The sequence below is a fragment of the Prevotella bivia DSM 20514 genome (genome assembly GCF_000262545.1).
GTDB lineage: Bacteria > Bacteroidota > Bacteroidia > Bacteroidales > Bacteroidaceae > Prevotella > Prevotella bivia.
On the sequence record NZ_JH660660.1, the window covers coordinates 1,570,127 to 1,593,932 of the forward strand.

Consider the following 23,806-nt stretch of genomic DNA (forward strand, 5'->3'; position numbering starts at 1 on the left):
TTAGATCAAGCAAAGTAATACTAATGTTAATGCGATAGTGCCTGTGATGAACCATACTACATATTGGCGTACGTCCCCACTTTGCCATGAACGAACAGACTCGCCTGCTTCGTTAGTACCCCACGCCAAGAAGTTGAAGGTGCCATCAATAACACGACGATCAAACCAAGCAATAGGCATTGAGAACAAACGGAACACTATCTTATGGGTAAAGAACTGCCAAACATTGTCCAAGTAGAAGCGGTTGAGTGCTGCCTTGTGAAGGTTTGGCATAGCACGTTGCAGCGCATCAGCCACTGGTTGCTTCTTGCCCATATACATATAAGTAGCGAGCGAGATACCAATAACGGCTGCAATGATACTTGTAGTGGCAATGTTCCAATCAATATGAATATCGTAGCTCAAGCCATTAGCACTTACAAAATGCCCAAATGGGATCAAACCTGCTACACAAGAGATGATAGCAAGGAATACCAATGGACCCCACATTACGAAAGGTACTTCTTGTGGACGACGGCGATGCTCAGGATCAAGCTCGTAGTAAGATTGTCCCCAGAAGATAACATAGTAAAGACGGAACATATAGAAAGCTGTCATACCAGCTACTAAGGTCATGATCCACTTCAATGCTTGACCTTCAGCACCGGGAAGTGCGTTACAAGCCGAAATGATTTCGTCCTTTGAGAAGAAACCAGCAAAAGGAGGGATACCAGCAATTGCCAAACAACCGATTAAGAAACAGATGTTGGTAATGGGCATATACTTATGTAGTCCGCCCATGTATTCCTTAAAGTTGCTACCTATGATGACGATGATAGCACCAGAGCATAGGAACAACAAGGCTTTAAACATAGCGTGGGTAAACAAGTGGAACATGGCTGCCATATAACCCAACCCACCGTGATGTAGGAAGCCGTGCGAACCAAAAGCTCCTTCCTTAGCATCGTAGAAACAAACACCGAGTGCTACCAGCATATAAGCAATCTGTGAGATTGTAGAGAAAGCCAAACCACGCTTAATATCTTTCTGCGCACAAGCTACTGCTGCTGCATAGAAAGCGGTGAAAGCAGCAATCCATGCTATCCAGTGTAACTGCTCTTGTGCGCCAAACTGCAAATAGATGGGCAACAAGGAAGCTACTTGGAACACACCAGCAACAACCATTGTAGCGGCGTGGATCAAAGCAGAAACAGGGGTAGGACCTTCCATAGCATCTGGCAACCAAATGTGTAATGGGAACATAGCCGACTTACCAGCACCACCGATAAACATTAAGAACAACGCTGTTGGGATAGCCCATGCTGTAGTAGGATCGGTAGCTAGCTTAGCTAAAGTAACCGTTAGTTCAGGATTTACATTCAAATCGTAATTGAAAGTACCTACATAGAAGCTAAAGAACAAGATACCGATCAAGAAGAACAAGTCGGCAAAACGGGTTACAATGAAAGCTTTCTTACTAGCGTGTACTGCTGTATGCTTTGGATAATAGAAGCCAATGAGCAAGTAAGAACATACACCCACAAGCTCCCAGAAAAGATACATTTGGAAGATGTTAGTAGCTACCACAAGTCCTAGCATAGAACAGGTAAACATAGACAAGTAAGCGTAGAAGCGTTGGAAACCATGCTCATACTCTTCAAACTCGTAATGCTCGCCACGTTCAGCCATATAGCCAAATGAGTAGATATGCACCATGAAGCTAACGGTGGTAATAACGACAAGCATCATCACACTGATAGGACTCAAGCGGAAACCAATGTTAAAGGTAAGTAGCTCTGTAAACTTCAACCAAGTGAAGTTGAACACAGTAACAGTAGGATAAGCACCATGTCCGCCATCAAGACGACCATTTACCACCTTGAACGTTTCGCCCATCGCTGTATATTCTCCTGTATAGAAGAAATAATGATAAGCGGTATAAAGGCTCAAAGCAAACAATACGCCTAGCATACAAGTGCCTGCGATACCAGCCACCTTTTTAGGCATCTTCATTCCAAGCAATCCTAAAGTTAAGAAACTTAGGAAGGGAAGAAGGAGTATTAAAAATGCGTAATCGAACATAACTCTTTTATAATTTCATATTTTCAATACTGTTCACCTGATCGTTGTGGAAATGGCGGTAAACATTAATAATAATAGCTAGTGCCACAGCCGTTTCGGCAGCACTAACACCTATTGAGAATAGTGTGAAGAACATGCCTTCCATACCATTTGGATAAAGCAAACGGTTGAAAGCAGCAAAGTTGATATCTACACTATTCAATACTAACTCCACAGAGATAAGCATCGCAACAAGGTTACGACGGGTTACAAAACCAAATACTCCGATAAAGAATAGTATTCCACTAAGTAGGAAAAAATATTGTACGGGTATCATTTATTCAGCCTCCCCTTTCTTTGTTTTATTCAAAATAACCAAGCCTCCGATGATACAAGCCAACAAGAAGAGCGAGATAAACTCGAATGGGAGTACATAGCCATACTTGTCGCCACTCATCAAGGTAGTACCAATCTTTTCCATTGGTAGCTCTGCACTAGTAGTAGAAGCAACCACAGCATTCAATAGCTGGTTCTTCAAGAAGATAGCAACGACGACCACTAAACCTATAAGGGCTAGTGCTGCTGCCAATATCGTGCGCTTGCCTAACCAACGCTCTGACAAGCCTTGAAGGGTTTGCTTATTAACAAGGTGGATTGCAAATACATATACCATTGTTATACCACCAGCGTAAATACTTATTTGTACTGCGCCAAGGAAGGTATAATCGAGCAGGAAGTAAAGACCTGCTACGCCAAACAACACAAACAACAACGCTGTTGCTGCTCGCATAATACGGTTGGTCATCACGGAGAGAAGGGCCGCCCCCAATATCACCACGGATAAAACCGCAAACATAATAATCTGTGCCATAGGTCTCTTACTTCTTTTTTGTATTAAAGGTTCCTACTTCCCAAGCGGCTCCACCCTCTATAAGATTTGGCAATGAGCCTCCTGCATAAACTTCTTTATCCAAATGAAGAACGAGCTTAGAACGATCGAACACAGCATTCTCAAAGTCGTTTGTAAACTCGATAGCACCAAAGTTACAAGCATTGGTACATAGCGAACAGAACATACAATCGCCTAGATCGTATTGATAATCGACAAGCTCTTTCTTCTTTTTGCCTTCCGCATTGGTAACCATCTGCGACAAAATGCGGATAGTACCATTTGGACAAGCCTTCTCACACATAGTACAAGATGTACACTTATGGTTGCCATTCTCGTCGCGCAAGAATACCAATCGACCACGATGGCGATCCGATACGTGTAAGGTTGTTTTACGGTTTTCTGGATACTGCTCTGTCGACTTTGGTGTGAAGTATTCCTTCATGGTAACCTTCAAACCTGTAGCCAATGTCTTCAGCGCACTTCCTATTTCACCGAAATATGATTCTTTCTTTTCTTCCATTTCTCCTAAGCATTAATAGTGAAAGTCCAACCGAAGGCTACGCACACTGTCATCAAAACAAGGATCACCAACGATAATGGCATAAGATATTTCCACTCCAACTTCAAGATTTGGTCAACACGCAGACGAGGGAATGTCCAACGCACCCACATGAGCAAGAACACTACAACGAAAGTCTTACCCAAGAACCAAACAAGTCCGGGAATGAGGTTCATCACAGCATCAAAAGCATCTACACCAATATTCAATGGCGCCCATCCACCTAAGAACACGGTGGTAGCGATACCTGATACTACGAAGAGATTTAAGTATTCAGCCAAGTAATAGAAACCGAAGCCCATACCAGAATATTCGGTATGGTAACCAGCGGTAAGCTCGCTCTCAGCCTCAGCCAAGTCGAACGGACCACGATTAGCCTCTGCATTACCTGCGATACAGAACACGAAGAATGCTAAGATAGCAGGAATATGCCCCTGCACGATGAGCCATTGCCACGGACCTGTCTGCGCCTCTACAATACCCGATACCTGCATAGTTCCTGTAAGGATCACAGCAGAGATCAAGCACAAGCCCAACGACAATTCGTAAGAAATCATCTGAACAGCACCACGCATAGCCGAAAGTACTGAATACTTATTGTTACTACCCCATCCTGCCAAAAAGATACCCACAACACCTATCGAGCTAATAGCGGTAACTAGGAAGATACCTACATTAAAGTCGAGAATGTTAGCACCTTTGTTCCAAGGAAGGAAGGAGAAAGTACCCACCGATGCAATAATAACAAGGAAAGGAGCGGTGAAATAAATCAGTTTATCTGCCTTATCCACCGAGAATATTTCCTTAATCAACATCTTCAACACATCGGCAAATACCTGCAACGTACCCCACCAGCCCACACGAACCGGACCAATACGGCATTGGAAGTAAGCACATACCTTACGCTCCATAAAGATAAGCACGATAGCAAGCACTGCATAAGCCGTAAGGATTACCAGTCCCACTGCGACGCACTCAATGAGGATTGCCCAAAAGTTGCCTAAGCCTAGCGTAACTCTAAGCAACTCGTCAAACCATTTTGTTATAATACTAAAATCGAACATTGTATGATTTTATTCTTAATTATTTACTTTCTTAATAGCGACTTAACGGTCGATGTCTGGAATAACAAAGTCGAGAGCTGCCACATTGGTAATCAGGTCGGCAATCTTTTCGCCCTTCAACATTTTATCCAAAGCACCTACTAGGGTCAATCCCATAGGACGGAACTTCATACGGTAGGCTGTTTTGTCGCCACGAGAGTCGAGGTAACAACCAAACTCGCCGCTAGCTCCTTCTACAGCGTAATACCACTGTCCTTCTGGAACTTTGATAATAGGCTTCTGCTTGATATAGAAGTCGCCTTCAGGAATATTGTCGATCAATTGCTCAATGATATTCAAGCTCTGATAAATTTCCTGAATATGGCAGTAATAACGATCCATAGAGTCGCCACCCGACAATACTACTTCATCGAAATTCACCTTATCATACATGTCGTATGGATGATACTTACGCACATCGTTTCTCCAGCCAGCAGCACGCCCAGCAGGACCCGTTACTGCATAGCTGATACAGTCGGTAGCATTCATATATCCCACCTTTTCCAAACGCTTGTGTGTGATAACATTATCACCAAACACGTCAAGATACTCCTGTACCATAGGGCGAAGATACTTGCAAAGCTTCTTCACATTTGATACGAAGTTAGGATCGATGTCGGCTTGCAAACCACCGATGCGGTAATAGTTTTGGATCAAACGCCCACCTGTCGTTTCTTCCATTACGTTCAACACGTGTTCACGATCGCGCATACCATAAAGGAAGGCGGTGAGCGCACCCAAGTCTTGCGCCACACACGAGGTGTAAAGCAAGTGGTTGTCAATGCGTTGCAACTCGTCCATAATCGTTCTGACGTACTTAATACGATCAGAAAGTTCTACGCCCAAACCTTCTTCTATCACACCTACCAAGGCATGGCGGTTCATCATAGCCGAAAGGTAGTTCATACGGTCGGTCAAGGCGAGGGTTTGTGGATAGGTAAAGTCCTCGCACAACTTCTCTATTCCACGATGGATATAGCCCAGATGGGGATAAATGCGCTTTACGGTTTCACCGTCCAACACTGTTTGCAAACGCAACACACCGTGCATAGCAGGGTGTTGTGGTCCAAAATTAACCACATAGTCGTCGTCGGTAAACAATTGGTGCTTAGTAGAAACAAGGTTGCCACTCGCATCAAGGTTCCATTCTTCTGTGGTATCCACCTCAATATCGTCCTCCAAAGAATACATATTCTTAGTAGGATCTTTGTCGAAGTCTTTACGCAAAGGATAGCCATTGCTGAAGTCGTTGCGTAAATACAAACGGCGCATATCAGGATGCCCTAAGAACTTAATGCCTAAGAAGTCGTAAACCTCACGCTCCAACAAGTCGGCATCGGCCCAAAGGTTAAGCACAGTAGGAATAACATATTCCTCGCCCACTTGCTTAGCTATTTGCTTTACAGAGATACGCTCGTGGGTTTGCGTATTTTCAAGAATATAAATACATCCGAGACCTTCTTCTTTACCAAAGTCTTCACCAACAATCGTAATAAGGTAATCGAAATGCTTTTCATTCTTTAGTTTTGCCATTTCGCTAGCAAAGCTATCAAAGCCAAATTCTTTATTTTCTAATTTCATCTTCCTATACCTTATTTATTATTAGTAGTCTCAGATTGGGTTGTCTGTGGTGCGTTGAGCTTATCAAGCTCTTTGCCTAGTGCTTCCACTTGCTCCTTTGTTACAGGCTTGTCCACTACAATGGTGTCTTTCTTCTGTGGTGCTGCTGTAGCTTCGGTAGCTGAAGCGGCTGGTGCTGGCTTTGGTGCGACTGCTTTAGGAGCAGACTTTGGAGCAGGTTTTGGAGCAGGCTTGTTTTCTTCTAGCCATGCTGCCTCGCGCTGTTCCTTTATCTCGTTAGCATCAATACCTAGCTTATCTTTAAATATCAAGGTAGCGTTGCTTACGCCTAGCTCACGCTCTTGGGCTGTTTGCTTATGGTTCACACCACCAAAGAATTTTTCTATCTTCACCTTACGCTGCAATTGCATCATACCATAGATGATAGCTTCTGGGCGTGGAGGACATCCGGGGATAAAAACATCTACAGGGATAATCTCGTCGATACCACGCATAACGTGATAGCTATTCTTAAACGGACCTCCAGAGATAGCACATCCACCTACAGCAATAACATACTTAGGCTCTGCCATTTCATCATACAAACGCTTCAAGGCTGGTGCCATCTTGTTCGTAATCGTACCAGCACACATGATAAGGTCGGCCTGACGGGGCGAGTTACGCGTTACCTCGAAGCCGAAGCGCGAGAAGTCGTAACGGGCACAGCCCACTGACATAAATTCGATACCACAGCATGAGGTAGCAAAGGTGAGCGACCAAAGTGAGTTGCTACGTCCCCAGTTGATCAACTGATCAAGGTTTCCCAGAACAAGGCTTGTGCCGCCATCATTCAAGTCGCTTGCCATCTTATCAAGGGTGTCGTTGTCTTTCCACTCCTCGTATGGGAAAGCTTTAATACTTGGCTTTCTTACTTCCATTCAAGCGCTCCTTTCCGCCATGCGTAAGCAAGGCCAAATACCAATACCAACATAAAAAATCCGATTGTAGCAAGTGCTAACGGACCAAATTGTTTAACAACTACTGCCCAAGGATACAGAAAAACTGTTTCCACGTCGAACATCAAGAAAAGGATAGCAAAAAGGTAGTATCCTATGTGTACAGGCAACCATGATTGTCCGTAAGTAGGAATACCACACTCAAAAGGCTCACCCTTAATTGGACTGTATGAACGCGGACCTATCAACTTAGCAATGGTGTAAGCAGCCACTACCAAGAAAGCAGCCGTTATCAAAACGGTAACAAATAGTGTGAAATACATAAATTTATATAGCTATAATTTTAATTTTACAAATTAACGTCGTTACGAATTTATAATTGCGGCAAAGGTAATAATAAAATCTCTAAAGAATAAAAAAAATAGGGAAAATTGTCAAGTAGAGGTAGCAAAAAAAATAGTATATATTAATAAATGTGCGTCTGACGAATTACATTAAATAGGTAGCAGATAAGCTTTATTTTAGTTAACCTTATCAAGAGGTCTTAGTGTTATATTAAAAAGGGACGTGGGTTTTCATCAAAACCCACGTCCCCTTTTTTATGATCGCTTCCCTATATCTATTAAAGGGATATTACCATAGCGAAAGAAGTGTATTAACTTTCTTCAAAAAGTACATTAACTTTTCGGGGAAAATTAATACACTTTTTTCACTACGATAAGGAGTAATTCTTTATATCATTATTTTCTGCTTTATTCTTATCAATAAAACAATCGGGGCTGCGCCACCACGAACCCGTGGAAGCGGTTGTCGTGGCTGTATACGTCCACGGTATTACTGCTGATGTACAGGTTGTAAGCGTACCTACTGTCGTTAGGGTAAGCACTCGACGACCAGTAGGAACCGACAAAACCGGGGGAGATAAGCTGACCGCTGCGGTAAAAGCCCAACGCAGGGAGGAAGAAATACTTACTAATCTCGCTATTCTTTGGCTTCCCAGATATAGGAACAACTCCATAATCCTTGTAAGTATTACGCATATCAATACCATCGTGGTTCTTAAGTTTTAAGTCATCAAGCTGCTCATTATTTTCTTGAGCGATAACGCTGAGCTTCTTAAGCCAAACACCACCAATATAAGTCTTGCCGAATGCCTTCCACTGAGTAGTATTATCCCAATGAGGATCACCCTTCATTACATACCAAACCATTTCGTTAGCGTTAGGAAGTTTCTTAAAAAGAGGATTAGAAGCCTCGAAAACACCTTCAGCCTCGTTGAACCAACGAGAAGCATCTGCCTCTTTAGACTTAGGGTATTTATCGTTTTGTACACCTTCCTCTATTGGCTGCCAAGAGTCTGTAGAGCCCCATTCGTGCCCAGACCAATAGTTTTCTGCAGCATCCCACATATAGTATTTGTTAGTATAAGAAGTAAAGTCAAATACCTCTACAAGGTCTCCGCCGTCAATAGATGCAACGTGATCACCGTCAGAGTTTGGACCAAGATCACCTAAGTTGCCTGGCACACGATAGTGGGTGCCACCGTTGTAGGTGTAAGAATTGATAGTGATGGTAACATCCTTTTCAAGGTTCTTGGTAGCATTTACTACGTGATAGATTACTGATAGGCTGTGCTTACCTGGAGCGATCATCATATAAGCACCATTGGTTGCAAGGTCTTTCTTATCGGTAGAAAGGGGGAAACCTGCATTGTCGTTGTTTGGGGTAGAGAGAACGATTTCTTTTTTCTCATTGTCCTTAATAGCTAAGCCTTGAGTAGACAAGGTGTAGTTACCTGCAATGGTGTTGTCCGATTTAACGGTGATCTTGGTGAGCTTATAGTTAGCTGCTTCACGCCCCTTTACGAAAGGAGCAAACACGAGGCAAGTAGCTTTGTGCGAGAGGTGGAAGCCAAAGGTAGCATTCGTAGTAGTATTGCCTGCTGCAGCAATGCCTACACCGCAGTCGCCACTCTCGCCTAGGTGGGTAGAGGTGTTAGGGAGGGTTTGCGTTTGTGCTGTAGCAATCGTTACTTGATCGGCTGAAGCGCTGTTCTTACCAGTGTAGTGTACAGTATAGCTACCTGTTTTATCGTAGCTACCTGCAAGCTGGAAGTTGTAGGTGCTCGTCTTTCCACCTTCTACCTTGTTTACACTCTTTTGCCAAGCATCGGTCTTGTCCTTTACCCAAATCTGGTCGTCATTCTCCCAGAAGAAAGCACCACCGCCATCAGTAGCCATTGAGGTACGAGTAGCTGGGTTTGTAGCTACGAAAGTGGTTAACCCGCTCGAAAGAGCATCTGTCTCATTCTGTGTACAAGCACCTAAGAGCAAGCCCATAGATGCGCACAGAGGAACTAAAACTTTTTTGTTCATTGTAATTAAAAACTAATAGTTGAAAATAGAAAAAACAATTATCTCTTGTTGTTGGTATAAGCCTATACCATACAGCTTGAGTCATTTACGAAGCTATTCTTCCTCCTCTTTAGCAGGAAACAAGGTTGATCCCCGTGAGAAGACTGCGTTAGCTACAGGAAGATCTCCACCGTCTATAGAAGGTTCGTGGTTTCCTTCAATAGGACTGCCAGCCAAGAGTGTATGATCGTAAGCTATCTTAAAGATGCTCACCTGTGGAGCAGTGTAAGGCAGAAGCGCTTTAGCTGAAGAATAGTCAAGCGTGTCGCTAACAGGTTTTGGAAAAGTTCTTTGGTTCATTTTACTATAGAAGATTTGTTATTACATTTCATTTATATCGAAAAAGCTTAGCAAAAAGGTGCAATTATTTTTTCTTATTTTACTTAAAAACACAGCGCAAAACACACGGAAAAAGCCACAAAGGGAATCCTTGTGAAACCCTTTGTAGCCAATGCGTTCACGCGCGTATGCGCGCGTAGGAAAAAGTGTATATGTGGAGGTTAAACTAGACCTGGCTAGAGAGAGAGAGAGAGAGAGAGAGAGAGAGTACAAAATTATTTGGCACTACCAAATAATTTGTGTTAAAAAAAGAAAGAAGATTGGTTTTTCTTTGCAGCACAACTTGCCCCAAAGAGTTTTTGGAGTAATACTGTAAGTTGCTATGTAAAAAAGCTGATTTCAATCCCTCTAGTTTTTAATCTGCCTTCAAAGGTAATAAGTATTTTATAATCTAGCAAATTTTTAAAGGAATAAAGAAAAGACCACGCGCACGCAGCGTCGTAGAGTCAACTAGCAAGTGCAAAATTATAAAACGTATTTGAAGAATTCACACTTTGGTGTAGAAAAGTTTAATTTTTCTCTCGGTCTTTCGTTCAATTTCTTTTGTATCGACATTATTCTCTTGTCTGTGTAATGTTCAAACGAATCCTTTTTCGGTATATATTGTCTGATTAGTTTATTTGTATTCTCAATAGCTCCCTTTTGCCATGAGCAATATGGATCAGCGAAGTACACGGGTACGCCTAAGAACTTGGTAATGTCCTTATGTGCTGCAAATTCAGGTCCGTTGTCTGTTGTAATGGTCTTCAGACTGTCTTTGTATGGTAGCAGTAGTTTCCTAACTACCTTTGCCAGAGGCTTTGACTGCTTTCCAAATGGCAGTTTCTGCATAAGTAGCATATTGGTGGATTTCTCCACCAGTGTGAGTATGGCATGCTGGTCAGGGTCTACGATTAAGTCCATCTCAAAATCTCCGAATCTCTTCCCGGCAACTTCCTTACTTCTTTCATGGATACTCAACCTGTCTTTAATTGGAAGATGTCTGCCCTTGGGACGATGCCTGTATTTCATCTTATGTCTTGTGTGTTTGGCAAGTTCCCCTGTTGTATCATTATGGATGATATTATAAATGGATTGGTGGGATACCTTTATCCCCTCACTCTTGCGCAGATAACCTGATATTTGTCGTGGAGACCACTGATCATTGGTGATATATTCCTTAATCCTCCAGACTAATTCATCGGAGAGCCTGACGTTCTTTACCGTTCTCTTTCTGCGCTGCATAGCCATATCGTGCGCCTTTGTCCAAATATACTTTCCCGATGACGTACTGTTGCGTTTGATTTCACGCGAAAGTGTTGACTGGCTGATGCCGACGATTGCGGCAATCTCTTTTCTCCCTATTTTCTTTTGGAGTAAGGCGAAAATTTGCGACCTTTGCTCCGAGATTAATTGATGATACATAAACAATACAAAGTTAGTTAATCTTTGGGAGACAGAGGTCTCCCTTTTTTTATTTGTATTGCTGGTTGTTTCTTTTTCCTCACCGAGAGATGCAGACAACCTCTCGCTACGCTTCGAGAACGTCTGCATCTCTCGGTGAGGGCTACTCTTTTATTGCACTTCGTTTTGGAACTTGCAAATTAGCAAGACCCTACGTATCTCTTTTCCATTCATAAATATATTCATCTTTTCTATCATCATAGGATGATAATGATTCTATTACTATCTTAATTGAATTATGTTTATAATTAAAAAAGATATTGAGAATATTCCCTTCCAAAATATAACTTATTTTTGAGAGCCTTCCGAATTTAATATATAGCTTTATGTCTTTTATTGTATTGTAGGACAAATAAGATTGTAATATTACAGGACTAAATAAAACATTGAAACGACAATTCAGATTACGAAATGTTACATGGGTGCTATTTTTGTTTATAGAAATCGATATATGATTTGAAACTTCATCACCATTCGGAAGAATGGATTCATAAATGTTTTGCAAATCAGAAATATACTCCTCTAATAGGAATGCATGTTTAACATAAGGAGACAAAAAAGTCTCCTTATGCAGTTTAAATTTAGAATAGAAATTTATGACACGAAAATTAGAGTTCTTGTACACTTTTGTTTTTGCAAAAGAATAAACATAAATATTCTTTTTATAAATTACAGAATCGACCTTATTCCCATCGTCATCGCTTTGCACAAGATGTCTCAACTGTCCTTTAGATGTATAACTCCTAATCTGGACTTCTTTTGTATTGTAATAAAGTTTCCAGACATTTTGAGCTTTATTATCTAGCAGACAAGAACAAAGTAAAATGCAAAAAAACGCTCTTCGAAGCCATAAATTTGAAAATAAAATCATTTTATAGTCCTCCAAAAAATAGTTAATCCATATTGTGCAGTGGAAGTAAGCCTAATTCTTCCCTTATTCTTCATACCTCCATAATTGTATCCTGCAGTTTTTTTCTGCGAAACATTAAATGATCCATTACCAAATTTTTTATTTACAGCATTTTTCCACGATGCATACTCCTTATCACGCATACTCCACCCCATGACGTTCATTTTATATCTTAATTCCGCAGCATAAATTCTTGTAAGAACTCCAAGTGCCTGAGAAACAAAGTTCTCAAAACACTTGGATATGTCAGAAAATTCACCTATCTTGGTGCTGTAAACATAACAAGTAAGCAAATATCTGACATGACAAAGGTAGCAATTAAAAACGAGAATATCACTTCTTTCAGTGGAATTTATCACATTATGGACGTTTTCTCAAAGTTGGGCTTTGAAAAACTTACCGAATCCGTATTGGGCAAACGTGGAAGTAGCGGCAAGGCATTCAGCCATGGAAGTATTTTCGGCTCTCTCTTCTTCAGCTACCTTTGTGGTGGAGAATGCCTTGAGGACATCAATGCACTTATAGGGCAGTTCAAGCAGAGACCTGATACGCTGTTACCCGGTGCCGACACAGTTGGGCGCGGACTGAAGGAGCTTGCTGAAGAGAACATTATTTACAAGAGCGAAATCTCCGGCAAGTCTTACAGTTTCAACACGGCAGAGAAGCTGAACACCTTACTATTACGGATGATACGGAGAATGGGGCTTATAAAGGTGGGCAGCCATGTTGACCTGGACTTTGACCACCAGTTCGTTCCAGCCCACAAGTTCGATGCTAAGTATTCTTATAAGCAGGACCTTGGCTATTTTCCTGGTTGGGCTTCCATTGGGGGAATCATAGTCGGAGGTGAGAACCGTGACGGAAACACCAATGTGAAATTCCATCAAGAAGACACGCTCCGTCGCATTATGGACCGTGTAACCTCAGAACTTGGTGTGGTAATAGAGCGTTTCCGTGCTGACTGCGGGTCGTTCTCAAAGGAAATCATCCAAACCGTAGAGCAGCGCTGCAACACGTTCTACATTCGTGCTGCCAACTGCGGCAGTCGCTACGAGAATTTCCAACAGTTGAAGGAATGGAAAAACGTTGAGGTTGGCTATGAGAAATGCGATGTCACATCCATCAGCATAGACAGCTTGATAGAAGGAAAGTCATACAGGCTCGTCGTACAGCGTAGTCCTTTGAAAGGCAAGGATGGCAGTGAGCAGACGGATATGTTCGGAGTAATATACACATACCGCTGTATCCTCACCAACGACTGGGTGTCTACCGAGAAGGACATCATTACGTTTTATAATGAACGTGGAGCGGGTGAAAAGAACTTCGACATACAGAACAATGACTTCGGCTGGTCACATCTTCCATTTTCCTTTATGGCTGAGAACATGGTTTTCATGATGGTTACCGCCATGCTGAAGAACTTCTATCTCTATCTCGTCCGTCATATCAGCGAAAAGGTCAAGCCATTGAAAAAGACAAGCAGGCTGAAAGCCTTTATCCTCCATTTTGTCAGCGTGCCAGCAAAATGGGTGAGAACGGGAAGGCAGAACGTTCTGAACCTGTATACAAATAAAACCTACTACTCAGAAGTCTTCCTTGAATAAACAGTATTTCTTTGTGGTTTTAATATTCCCCATTGGTTTGGGTGGGGGATTTTATGCTTAGAAAAAAAACAAGAAACACCGAAGCATCTCATATCAACATATAGAGTCCCAAAAAGACACCTCAACATATAAAATTTTCTCACAAGAAAAAATACTGCGGAATTAAGGTAGTTCACTAATATCATACATAGAAACTCCACCTTTTGAACTTTCTAAGCTCTTTGATATTTGTTGTAGAGAATATTTTTTGCCATAGAAATGGCATAACATTACTAAGCATGCTGCTCCACATTGCATAGCGTCATGTTGCTTTATAAAAACAAAACCTGCCATTCTTATTTTGTTAATGAAATAGTAAAAAGCAACTCTCTTCCTCTCATGTGATAACTGTAAGCGTAGGTATTCATCATGTTAAAAATGGTGTAACTATAATACTGTTGATTGAAAATATTTCTCATATCAATACTGAAACGAAATGCTTTGTGTCTGTAACTGACCCCTGCATCGAAGATAGCCATAGTCTTGGTAAGATCTTGATACATTTCCTTTGTTGAAATATCTGCCATTGCCTTGAATTGCAGATTTTTTACAGGCTGTAATACCAAGTTGATATCATGTGTTTGCGACAAAAAAGATTTTGACACGTTTTGTACCTTTGTAAAGTTCTTTGAAAAGCTATAAGTATAATATAACTCCATAAAAGAAACAGGTTTGAATGAAACAGATGGAGCAACATTTAGACTGTTCCACGAATAGCTGTAAATCATACTGTTTTGCATCATCAAGCTCTTGCTGTGCATATAAATTCCGTACAGCGAAAACTTGGTGTTGATAGCTTTTACCTGTTTTGTAATATTGAAATAGGTATTAATATTGTCAGTGCTGTTAGGACTTAGTACTGGACATTCCTTAATCAATGTTTGCGACACATTCTGCGCCGACAATAAATTGTTATGCTGATGTGTGTAGCCTATACCAAAATTAAAAAAAAACATTTCTATTGGATATTTTAAATCGTAAATAGCATTGAGCGTAACACTCCTATTCTCACTCAAGATCCCTAAACTGTACCTTTGATAGTTCAGACTGGTTTGTATCGGTGCTGTTATAAAATCAGCCAAATCACCTATCTTGTTTGCAAAAGCCCCTTGAAGCCTTATCGTAGCTCTTGGTGTAACATTGTATAGAAAATAAAATGAAGGATTAATTACAAAGCTCCATTTCTGCTTCTTTAATGGAGTTGTTCCCTCGTTTTCAAAATCGATTCTTGTTGTAGCCAATGATACGCTTGCTTTGAAATTATATTTCCGTTGTGGGTGGGTATATTCATATTGTGGAGAGAATGAAAAATCTAATTCATTTCCCTTCACGAGGTTAAAGCCTGAATAGTCATCAGTTATCAAAGCTGAATTAACCCTATCGCTACGATATTGGAATGAAAGAGGAAAATAAAATCGTGAGGCTCTTCTTTCATAAGTGGCAGAAATAGTTTCCTGATTCGTAAACTGTTTGCTGTCTGCACTTTGCTGAAAAGAGGCTACTCCTACGTCTGAAACGTGAATAGTGCCATTAGGCATAGTAATATAATTGAGAAGAGAAGAAAGACTCCAGCGAAACTTATTTGTTTTCCAACGTATGGAAAGGTTGTTGGAAAACCCTAAATCGTGATATTTCTCATTTTGAAAGACCGAATTGCTATTGTTTTCAACTGTTGGCAATTCCGATTTTACGAACAAAGCCACTGATGAAAACCGATTGGTGATATATCGTTTATCGCTATTGTCCTTGTATTCGATAGTCAGGGTAGGCTTGTGAAGTGTGAAGGCAGGTTGGTATTGATAATCTTGCACTAATTCGTCCAAACCATTACCAAAAAACATCTTATGATTGTAAGCATAGTTGCATTGGGAATAAGCATAGCCTACATTTGTTCTTAACGACTTGTTTTCCGACAGTTTATTGAGTAGATTGAAACTAACGGAATAATCTTTGGGATGGATATACCTTTCTCTTTTGAGTGGTGCACTAGAAGAAGATAAGTTGCCCAATAGTTTTACACCGAAAGATTCTAACTGGTCGTTTAGAAAATGATTGATATTTTCATCAGTAGCAAACTCCCTTATGTTCCCTATCTTAAATGTTCCCAAAAGTTGCATACGCGATTTGAAGAGCATACCAGCTCCATTAGTTTGGTAAAGTCCTCCATTACTGCCTAAACCTCCAATGGCTTCATATGTCCCGACTGGTTTAAACTTGGCGTGCTTTGAAAGTTTTATATTTATTGCCACATCATCAGATAGCACGTCTTTGTCCATTTTGGCGTCTTTATGATTATTCAACACCTGCACAGATGTAACGTAGTCTGCTGGGATATTGTTTGTGGCTACATTATATTGTCCACCAAGAAGATCCATTCCCTCAATGTAAAAATTGGAAATATCCTTTCCTAGATATTTTATACTTCCCGAACTAGTTACTTCTATACCGGGCAATCGCTTCATTGCATCTCTAAGCGTGTAATCGCCCTTCCCTGCGAAAGAACTCAACCGATAGGAAAGTGTATCGCCGCGCTGAATTATTTGTGGAGCCTTAACAACAACTTCCCTTAACTGCGTCTTTTTTTCAAGTAAAGTAATGTTCTTTTTTGTTTCTTTACTATCTATTACTAGCTTGGTTTTCTCAAACGAGATATGTCCGATAGAAAGTAGCACCTGCGTTTTAGAACTATTGTAGCTTAAAGCATAGCTTCCCTTCTCATTGGTAAAGGTATAGGCAATGGGCTTGTTATTTTCTAAAATCTGCACATTGGCATTGCTTATTGGCATACCATTAGAGTCCGACACAATTCCAGTCAACGTATAGTTTTTTTGAGCTTGTGCTTGCATCCAAACGAAAAGACAGAGAATATAAAGGAGTAATCTTTTCATCATTATTTAATCTCTAAAGGCACATAGCCATTTGTCCGTAGGCGTACTTGTACCCCATTGATAAAAACAGAGTTGCTTCCACCGTCGCCTTTTTCCACTCTCATGTCCGTAATGCTCTCAGTAGGGATGTTGGCTATCGGGTTTTCTTCAAAGTGATTTTTTGCCTTGATAAATTTTTCACGGCTGGTAGTAATGCTATTAGATATTTTAGGCGCAGTGATTGGCGTAGTACCTTGTCTAAACGTAATAGCTTTAAAGCGGTGGATTTTCTCGGTATCACAAGCATACATTATCAGTCCAGGCAATCCACCAAACTTCCAAGGTCCGAATTGGGATGGAATTTCTGATGAGAACCAGACATTCCAAATACGTCCGCCATACTCTCCTACCGCTTTATTACATAGATAGCCGCATATAGTATCGGTCTCTTCGGTAAGTTGCCATGAAATACCGTTCACCCCCTCTTGATAAAAATAAAGACTTGGAGGGATAACACTATACACGGAGATTGATTTGTCTGCTACATTTACAAAGGTAGTTTGGTCAAAGTAGTAGGCTGTTTTCACCACGCGCTCTTCTGCTTTCTTTACCTGCTCTTCGGTTGCTTGTCCTGTCTGCATCAAAGAGTCTAACTGAAAAGTAGCATAGTCGACAAACTTAGCGTGAATAGCATCAAACTGCAATATCGTTGTAAAAGTTTCTGTTTCGGCATTCGCTGTTTTTACAGTGTATTCGTAAATACATTCATAATTATTATTTGTTTTCTGAGCGAAAACTTGTAAAGGAATGAGTAAAAAGAGGACTAAATAATTCTGTTTCATAACTAACATGCATTAATAATATCTAATATCGTTATTCCTGATGGAATTTTTTCTCATTTAGAAAATCTGTAAGAGTTTTATTTCAATCTATGCCTGATAGATTATCTCCATCAGGGTGAGTTCTAAAAATCCCTATCAAATTCTTGTTTGTAAAGGGTACTTTCAGTAGTCTAAGAATATAAGCTATTAATGTCACTTTTGAATTTCTTTTATTACAAGATTCTTGCACAAGTCAAAGGCATTATTTGCTACTTCCACCTTTGGGGGTAGGATAACTAATCTTAATGAAGTGCAACCAATAAAAGCTTGTATCCCTATCTTTTGAATAGATGCAGGTAAGGAAATTTCATCCAAACTTAAACAACGTGCAAAAGCATATTTCTCTATAGTTTGCAGAGAATTGGGAAGTTTTATTTTTTTCAATCCTTTACAACCTGCAAAAGTGCGTTCTTTTATTTCTATGATAGAATCGGGCAATACCAATTCCTGTATGCTTTCACACAATGTGAATGCCTTACCCCCTATATAAGTAACAGTATTTGGTATTTTTGAAATTGTAATCCTACAACAATCCCAAAATGCCCCATATTCTATCCTTTTAAGATTTGGGGGCAGTGAGTCTAAACGTAAATTTTCGCACATATTAAAAGAATTTTGTCCAATAATTCTCAGAGAATTTGGCAGATATATATGATGTAGATTTTTACAAGTATCAAAAGCTCTTCCATTGATTATTTCCACCCCTTCGGGAAGTATGACCGTTTTAATGTAATCGTTAAAAACAAAACAGCAATTTCCTATAGCCTTAACCTGTTTTAAATTTTCTTCTTTAGTTAAATCCACAATACTATCTTCTCTTTCCCATTTTACAAGTTCAAGGACACCTGCAGAGTCCGAGATCTCATATCCAAGTTTAGAGGTCTGACCTTTGACAAATTCAAGTGAGAACAAAAATAACAAAAGGACAATAAATATTTTTTTCATAAAATGCCTTAATTCCGCAGCATAAATTCTTGTAAGAACTCCAAGTGCCTGAGAAACAAAGTTCTCAAAACACTTGGATATGTCAGAAATTTCACCTATCTTGGTGCTGTAAACATAACAAGTAAGCAAATATCTGACATGACAAAGGTAGCAATTAAAAACGAGAATATCACTTCTTTCGGTGGAATTTATCACATTATGGACGTTTTCTCAAAGTTGGGCTTTGAAAAACTTACCGAATCCGTATTGGGCAAACGTGGAAGTAGCGGCAAGGCATTCAGCCATGGAAGTATTTTCGGCTCTCTCTTCTTCAGCTACCTTTGTGGTGGAGAATGCCTTGAGGACATCAATGCACTTATAGGGCAGTTCAAGCAGAGACCTGATACGCTGTTACCCGGTGCCGACACAATTGGGCGCGGACTGAAGGAGCTTGCTGAAGAGAACATTATTTACAAGAGCGAAATCTCCGGCAAGTCTTACAGTTTCAACACGGCAGAGAAGCTGAACACCTTACTATTACGGATGATACGGAGAATGGGGCTTATAAAGGTGGGCAGCCATGTTGACCTGGACTTTGACCACCAGTTCGTTCCAGCCCACAAGTTCGATACTAAGTATTCTTATAAGCAGGACCTTGGCTATTTTCCTGGTTGGGCTTCCATTGGGGGAATCATAGTCGGAGGTGAGAACCGTGACGGAAACACCAATGTGAAATTCCATCAGGAGGACACGCTCCGTCGCATTATGGACCGTGTAACCTCAGAACTTGGTGTGGTAATAGAGCGTTTCCGTGCTGACTGCGGGTCGTTCTCAAAGGAAATCATCCAAACCGTAGAGCAGCGCTGCAACACGTTCTACATTCGTGCTGCCAACTGCGGCAGTCGCTACGAGAATTTCCAACAGTTGAAGGAATGGAAAGACGTTGAGGTTGGCTATGAGAAATGCGATGTCACATCCATCAGCATAGACAGCTTGATAGAAGGAAAGTCATACAGGCTCGTCGTACAGCGTAGTCCTTTGAAAGGCAAGGATGGCAGTGAGCAGACGGATATGTTCGGAGTAATATACACATACCGCTGTATCCTCACCAACGACTGGGTGTCTACCGAGAAAGACATCATTACATTTTATAATGAGCGTGGAGCAAGCGAAAAGAACTTCGACATACAGAACAATGACTTCGGCTGGTCACATCTGCCCTTTTCCTTTATGGCTGAGAACATGGTTTTCATGATGGTTACCGCTATGCTGAAGAACTTCTATCTCTATCTCGTCCGTCATATCAGCGAAAAGGTCAAGCCATTGAAAAAGACAAGTAGGCTGAAAGCCTTTATCCTACATTTCGTCAGCGTACCAGCAAAATGGGTGCGCACTGGAAGGCAGCACGTTCTGAACCTATATACAAATAAAACCTACTACTCAGAAGTCTTCCTTGAATAAACAGTATTTCTTTGTGGTTTTAATATTCCCCATTGGTTTGGGTGGGGGATTTTATGCTTAGAAAAAACCCAAGAAACACCGAAGCACCTCATATCAACATATAGAGTCCCAAAAAGACACCTCAACATATAAAATTTTCTCACAAGAAAAAATACTGCGGAATTAAGGTATTATTCTGTTTGCTTTGCAAAATTACATAAATCCCGAATTTCAGCAAAATTTTAAAAAACCTTTTTTTGAGCGAAATCTCCGAAAGTGTGAAATGCAGCGTCAACCAGCAAGGGCAAAATTATAAAACGCATTACACTTCGTTTTGGACAATAGTGGAAAGTGGCGTTTGCTCGTGTCTTTCTTGTTGTATAGCAAAAAGGTTATCTTTTGCTTCCCAAAAGATAACCTTTTACCTATAAAAAGATGACCTTTTGCGAGGCAAAAGGTCATCTTTTAGTTTTGCTATTATAACTAGCTGTTTATCAATGCGTTACTTTACCTGTACAACGAGGTACTTGCTGGTGCTCCAGAACGACTGTGGGTCGCTGATGCGTAGCACGTACTGACCATTGCTATCGGCGGTGAGCGAGTAGCTACTGCTAGGATGAACGGTGAGCAAACGAACGCTCTTGCTGTAAAGCTTTATTTCCTTTGTTACACGAATGTCGATCTTTGTAAAGTAGTTTTTGTTGAAGTTGCCTTGCAACACTTTACCACCAGAGAGGATAGCCTGCGACTTGAGTTCCGACTTTGTACCGAAAACATACCATGCTGTGTTCAACTGTTGGTCTTGGGTGTTGATCATTTCGGTTTTCTTGCTGCTCTCTGTCTGTAGTTTTTCCTTATCAGTTTGCAATGCTTGCTTCTCGTTGGTAAGGTTTTCCTTATCGGTCTTGAGATTGGTTACATCGGTATTCAAGCCTGTAATGGTTTCGTCAAGCTCCTTGATATGGATATTCTTCGACTCTAGTTCAGCACGCAATTGGCGAAGCTCGGTGTCCTTCTGCTGCAATTGTGCTGCAAGCTGTGCTAAGGTCTTTTTCATAGCATCGCCCTTGAAGCCTGTTGCACGCAACTGCTCTTGCAGCTTCTGAATAAGCTCGCGGTTTTCCTTCATACGCTGCTGGATAAACTGGATATTCTCCTTTATCTGTGTGGTTTTGTCGGTACGTTCGCCATCTTTAGCGATTGTTACCCGATTTTCGGCAGCATTGATATCGGCAAATCCTTGCTGAATATCGTTGAGGGTACTCATCATGTCGTTAATCTCATTATCACGTGCGTCGATAATAGAGCGTAAAGAGTCGTTCTGTAGTTCGGCAGGATTAAGTGCCGACTTCTTACCTTGGTTGCAAGATGCTAGAGCGAATACTCCACAAATTGCCATAAAAAACAATTTTTTCATACTATGAATGATTTTATTTATTATTATTCTTTGTTTCGTTTATTCTGTTTTACTTTTTCCTTTCCTGCCACTACAATGACAAACTCGCCACGTGGCTCGGTTTCCTTAAAGTGGGCTATTGCCTCGGCTAACGTGCCACGAACGCTTTCTTCATGCAGTTTGGATATTTCTCGGCAGCAGCTCACTCGACGCTCTTCGCCAAACACTTCAGCAAACTGCTCTAGTGTTTTCACCACACGATAGGGCGACTCATAGAAAATCATTGTGCGAGGCTCGTCGGCCAAACTTTCTAACATCGTTTTGCGCCCTTTCTTTTGAGGTAGGAAGCCCTCGAAAGTGAACCTATCGCAGGGCAGTCCGCTCGACACCAAGGCAGGAACAAAGGCTGTAGCACCGGGTAAGGTCTCCACCGTTATGCCGCTGGCAGCCGCTTCACGAGCGAGGAAGAAGCCAGGGTCGCTGATGCCCGGTGTGCCAGCATCCGAGATACAAGCTATGGTTTCGCCAGCTTTTAGCCGATTGACCAAGCCTGCTGTAGTGCCATGCTCATTAAACTTATGATGCGCCATGAGCCTGTTTTTTATTTCGAAATGCTTCAAGAGAATACCCGATGTGCGGGTGTCTTCGCACAATATCAGGTCGGCTTCTTTTAGTATGCGAATGGCTCTAAAAGTCATATCCTCCATATTTCCAACAGGCGTTGGCACTAAATATAATGTTCCCATATTGCGTACAAATGTATACTATTAAAAGAATAAGACAAAAGATTTGAAAAGAAAATTAGTTTTTTTTACAACTCTGTCATTTTCATTCACAGCAAATTTATATTTAACAGCTTTCAAATTATAAAAACAAGGAAAAATAAATTTTCAGTTGAGAGAAATGGGAATATACTAAGAAATGCCTACACTTTACTTTTTCAAACGGCTATAACAACAATTCATATATGCGCAGAAACACAACTTTTTTCGGCTATAGAAATAGACTTATCTTATACTCTATGATAAAAAACACAAAAAACGTAATAATAAATATTAATAAAATTGCTTTTTTAATATTTTATATGTCTATTTGTATCCAATTATAATTATTTTATGCTCTCTTGCTGATCCAGCTTGTGAAAACGTTGGATTTCATCCTTCCTTTTCTCGCCATGGCATAACTCGAGCAAGCTCGGTTCTGCTCATTTGGCTTAACGAAAACGTTGGATTTCATCCTTCCTTTTCTCGCCATGGCATAACTCGAGCAAGCTCGGTTCTGCTCATTTGGCTTAACGAAAACGTTCTATTGGTTGCACTAAAACAAATAATGGATGTGGGTGGATCTTTGTTCAAGGGTGTAATGGAACATGTGGAGGTCTGTGATGAAAAAGAAACGATTATTTTTACAAGTAGCAGTAGAGTCCTTATTACTATTTTTAATTGTATGCTGGACTTCTGGGTATCACTTTGTATTAGCAGGTATAGTTGAAGGCTTAAGTTTTATGGTATTCACGTGGAACTCTTGTAGGAAATTTCAAGAAAAAAGTTCAGAGAATAACATAACATTAATTGTTGCAGCTATCATTTTTGGAAGAATAATACTAGAGATACCAATAAGAACCTTTGATTGGTCGAGTGCTGTTATTTCTCTCCCTGTTACAATTATAAGCATTATATCCATCTGTTTTGGTGCTTTGTGCTATTATAAGAAGAGCATAAATTATTGGATATTTTGTGCTAGTATTATTGTTTCGTTGAGTAGTCTTGTGTATTCTCTCAATGAGAGTTTGCATTTTTTGTAACATTATAACAAGGTAAAATATATTCAGATACTAGTTATTCCCTTCTAGTTTTGCTCTATCCTAAAAAAGAAGAAATTTACTAACGTTTTAAAAACCGATGCTTTATGGTAAGATTTTTTTCATATTTTTTCGCTGTTATGGCTTTGCTTACATTGCCATTAAAAAGCTATGGACAAGATAATAAGACTGTTTATAGTTGTGATCCTGAAATAAATGAATGGGTAAAAGCTAATTTGGACAAGATCCATAAAATGTCTCGCACTGAATGGCTCTTATTGGACGAGATGAAAGGGCGAGCTGTTTTTGCCGCTTTTACACCTCAACAACAGCAGGATTTTTGGCAAACAAAAATCAAAGAGGTACTTGCGTTAGATTGGAAAACAGAGGAACGCACTCACATACAGAAGCTTGGCAACTTCTTCAAAGAACATTTTTTTATTTTCTCCAATCATTCCCCAGAGTCAGAAAAGGTTTTAGTAGATTTTTGTACGAAATGGGCAAGTGAAGCAAAAGAACAATTGGGCTGGGACGACAAGATTGTTTATGCAATCGTAATGTCGGGAGCTAAAGTACTAGATACGAAAGGAAATTTGGAGCCACTGCCACAAAGAAGCAAATAGAATATCGACAACTAG

21 protein-coding genes are annotated in these 23,806 nt (G+C 40.5%); 3 read left to right on the forward strand and 18 right to left on the reverse strand.

Annotated features, from left to right (window positions below; genetic code table 11):
- The 12 genes from PREBIDRAFT_RS09085 to PREBIDRAFT_RS11510 form a co-directional block, all read right to left on the reverse strand.
- Complete coding sequence (locus PREBIDRAFT_RS09085) at positions 1-2,061, reverse strand: NADH-quinone oxidoreductase subunit 5 family protein (protein ID WP_004338707.1); 2,061 nt, start codon at positions 2,059-2,061, stop codon at positions 1-3.
- Between the two features lie 7 nt (positions 2,062-2,068).
- A complete protein-coding gene (gene nuoK, locus PREBIDRAFT_RS09090) occupies positions 2,069-2,377 on the reverse strand; it encodes an NADH-quinone oxidoreductase subunit NuoK (RefSeq protein WP_004338705.1) in 309 nt (102 codons plus the stop codon).
- On the reverse strand, positions 2,378-2,911 hold the full coding sequence (locus PREBIDRAFT_RS09095; protein ID WP_004338703.1) for an NADH-quinone oxidoreductase subunit J family protein: 534 nt from the start codon (positions 2,909-2,911) through the stop codon (positions 2,378-2,380). It lies immediately after the preceding gene.
- A 7-nt stretch (positions 2,912-2,918) separates the two neighbouring features.
- Positions 2,919-3,452 carry a NuoI/complex I 23 kDa subunit family protein gene (locus PREBIDRAFT_RS09100; RefSeq protein ID WP_004338700.1) on the reverse strand — a complete coding sequence of 178 codons (534 nt, stop codon included), beginning with the start codon at positions 3,450-3,452 and terminating at the stop codon, positions 2,919-2,921.
- A gap of 5 nt (positions 3,453-3,457) precedes the next feature.
- The gene (gene nuoH / locus PREBIDRAFT_RS09105) at positions 3,458-4,555 is read right to left on the reverse strand and encodes an NADH-quinone oxidoreductase subunit NuoH (protein WP_004338698.1); all 1,098 of its coding nucleotides are present in this window, start codon (positions 4,553-4,555) and stop codon (positions 3,458-3,460) included.
- Between the two features lie 42 nt (positions 4,556-4,597).
- Positions 4,598-6,175: an NADH-quinone oxidoreductase subunit D-related protein gene (locus tag PREBIDRAFT_RS09110; protein ID WP_004338696.1), complete on the reverse strand. Its 1,578-nt coding sequence runs from the start codon at positions 6,173-6,175 to the stop codon at positions 4,598-4,600.
- Positions 6,176-6,186: 11 nt separating this feature from the next.
- Positions 6,187-7,092 (reverse strand): NADH-quinone oxidoreductase subunit B, encoded by a 906-nt coding sequence (locus PREBIDRAFT_RS09115; protein WP_004338695.1) that lies wholly within the window; start codon positions 7,090-7,092, stop codon positions 6,187-6,189.
- The gene (locus PREBIDRAFT_RS09120; RefSeq protein ID WP_004338693.1) at positions 7,083-7,433 is read right to left on the reverse strand and encodes an NADH-quinone oxidoreductase subunit A; all 351 of its coding nucleotides are present in this window, start codon (positions 7,431-7,433) and stop codon (positions 7,083-7,085) included. The genes PREBIDRAFT_RS09115 and PREBIDRAFT_RS09120 overlap by 10 nt, the downstream gene beginning before the upstream one ends.
- A 438-nt stretch (positions 7,434-7,871) precedes the next feature.
- The gene (locus tag PREBIDRAFT_RS09125) at positions 7,872-9,485 is read right to left on the reverse strand and encodes a hypothetical protein (RefSeq protein ID WP_004339768.1); all 1,614 of its coding nucleotides are present in this window, start codon (positions 9,483-9,485) and stop codon (positions 7,872-7,874) included.
- A 93-nt stretch (positions 9,486-9,578) separates the two neighbouring features.
- Positions 9,579-9,824 carry a hypothetical protein gene (locus PREBIDRAFT_RS09130; RefSeq protein WP_004339769.1) on the reverse strand — a complete coding sequence of 82 codons (246 nt, stop codon included), beginning with the start codon at positions 9,822-9,824 and terminating at the stop codon, positions 9,579-9,581.
- A 504-nt stretch (positions 9,825-10,328) separates the two neighbouring features.
- Entirely contained in the window at positions 10,329-11,267 is a 939-nt protein-coding gene (locus tag PREBIDRAFT_RS09140; protein ID WP_004339770.1) for an IS30 family transposase, read from the reverse strand.
- 906 nt (positions 11,268-12,173) lie between these two features.
- Entirely contained in the window at positions 12,174-12,380 is a 207-nt protein-coding gene (locus tag PREBIDRAFT_RS11510) for a hypothetical protein (RefSeq protein ID WP_039867001.1), read from the reverse strand.
- 138 nt (positions 12,381-12,518) lie between these two features.
- Between PREBIDRAFT_RS11510 and PREBIDRAFT_RS09155 the strand changes: the two genes are divergently transcribed.
- Complete coding sequence (locus PREBIDRAFT_RS09155; RefSeq protein WP_004339771.1) at positions 12,519-13,820, forward strand: IS1380 family transposase; 1,302 nt, start codon at positions 12,519-12,521, stop codon at positions 13,818-13,820.
- 162 nt (positions 13,821-13,982) lie between these two features.
- Here the strand turns inward: PREBIDRAFT_RS09155 and PREBIDRAFT_RS11260 are convergent, their stop codons facing one another.
- The 4 genes from PREBIDRAFT_RS11260 to PREBIDRAFT_RS09170 form a co-directional block, all read right to left on the reverse strand.
- On the reverse strand, positions 13,983-14,153 hold the full coding sequence (locus PREBIDRAFT_RS11260) for a cysteine peptidase family C39 domain-containing protein (protein WP_004339772.1): 171 nt from the start codon (positions 14,151-14,153) through the stop codon (positions 13,983-13,985).
- Positions 14,154-14,155: 2 nt separating this feature from the next.
- A complete protein-coding gene (locus tag PREBIDRAFT_RS09160; protein WP_004339773.1) occupies positions 14,156-16,750 on the reverse strand; it encodes a carboxypeptidase-like regulatory domain-containing protein in 2,595 nt (864 codons plus the stop codon).
- The gene (locus PREBIDRAFT_RS09165; RefSeq protein ID WP_004336184.1) at positions 16,750-17,568 is read right to left on the reverse strand and encodes a GLPGLI family protein; all 819 of its coding nucleotides are present in this window, start codon (positions 17,566-17,568) and stop codon (positions 16,750-16,752) included. The genes PREBIDRAFT_RS09160 and PREBIDRAFT_RS09165 overlap by 1 nt, the downstream gene beginning before the upstream one ends.
- Positions 17,569-17,760: 192 nt before the next feature.
- The gene (locus tag PREBIDRAFT_RS09170) at positions 17,761-18,552 is read right to left on the reverse strand and encodes a leucine-rich repeat domain-containing protein (protein ID WP_004336186.1); all 792 of its coding nucleotides are present in this window, start codon (positions 18,550-18,552) and stop codon (positions 17,761-17,763) included.
- A gap of 138 nt (positions 18,553-18,690) precedes the next feature.
- Here PREBIDRAFT_RS09170 and PREBIDRAFT_RS09175 point away from each other — a divergent pair, with 138 nt between their 5' ends.
- A complete protein-coding gene (locus tag PREBIDRAFT_RS09175) occupies positions 18,691-19,992 on the forward strand; it encodes an IS1380 family transposase (RefSeq protein WP_004339774.1) in 1,302 nt (433 codons plus the stop codon).
- 481 nt (positions 19,993-20,473) lie between these two features.
- Here the strand turns inward: PREBIDRAFT_RS09175 and PREBIDRAFT_RS09180 are convergent, their stop codons facing one another.
- Together PREBIDRAFT_RS09180 and rsmI are read right to left on the reverse strand one after the other, a co-directional pair.
- Positions 20,474-21,388 (reverse strand): Cbp1 family collagen-binding glycoprotein adhesin, encoded by a 915-nt coding sequence (locus PREBIDRAFT_RS09180; protein ID WP_004339775.1) that lies wholly within the window; start codon positions 21,386-21,388, stop codon positions 20,474-20,476.
- A gap of 23 nt (positions 21,389-21,411) precedes the next feature.
- Entirely contained in the window at positions 21,412-22,113 is a 702-nt protein-coding gene (gene rsmI / locus PREBIDRAFT_RS09185; protein ID WP_004337953.1) for a 16S rRNA (cytidine(1402)-2'-O)-methyltransferase, read from the reverse strand.
- A gap of 1,162 nt (positions 22,114-23,275) precedes the next feature.
- On the opposite strand from rsmI, the gene PREBIDRAFT_RS10800 reads away from it, so the two are divergent.
- Entirely contained in the window at positions 23,276-23,791 is a 516-nt protein-coding gene (locus PREBIDRAFT_RS10800; RefSeq protein ID WP_004339777.1) for a bacteriocin fulvocin C-related protein, read from the forward strand.
- The last annotated feature ends 15 nt before the right edge of the window (positions 23,792-23,806 follow it).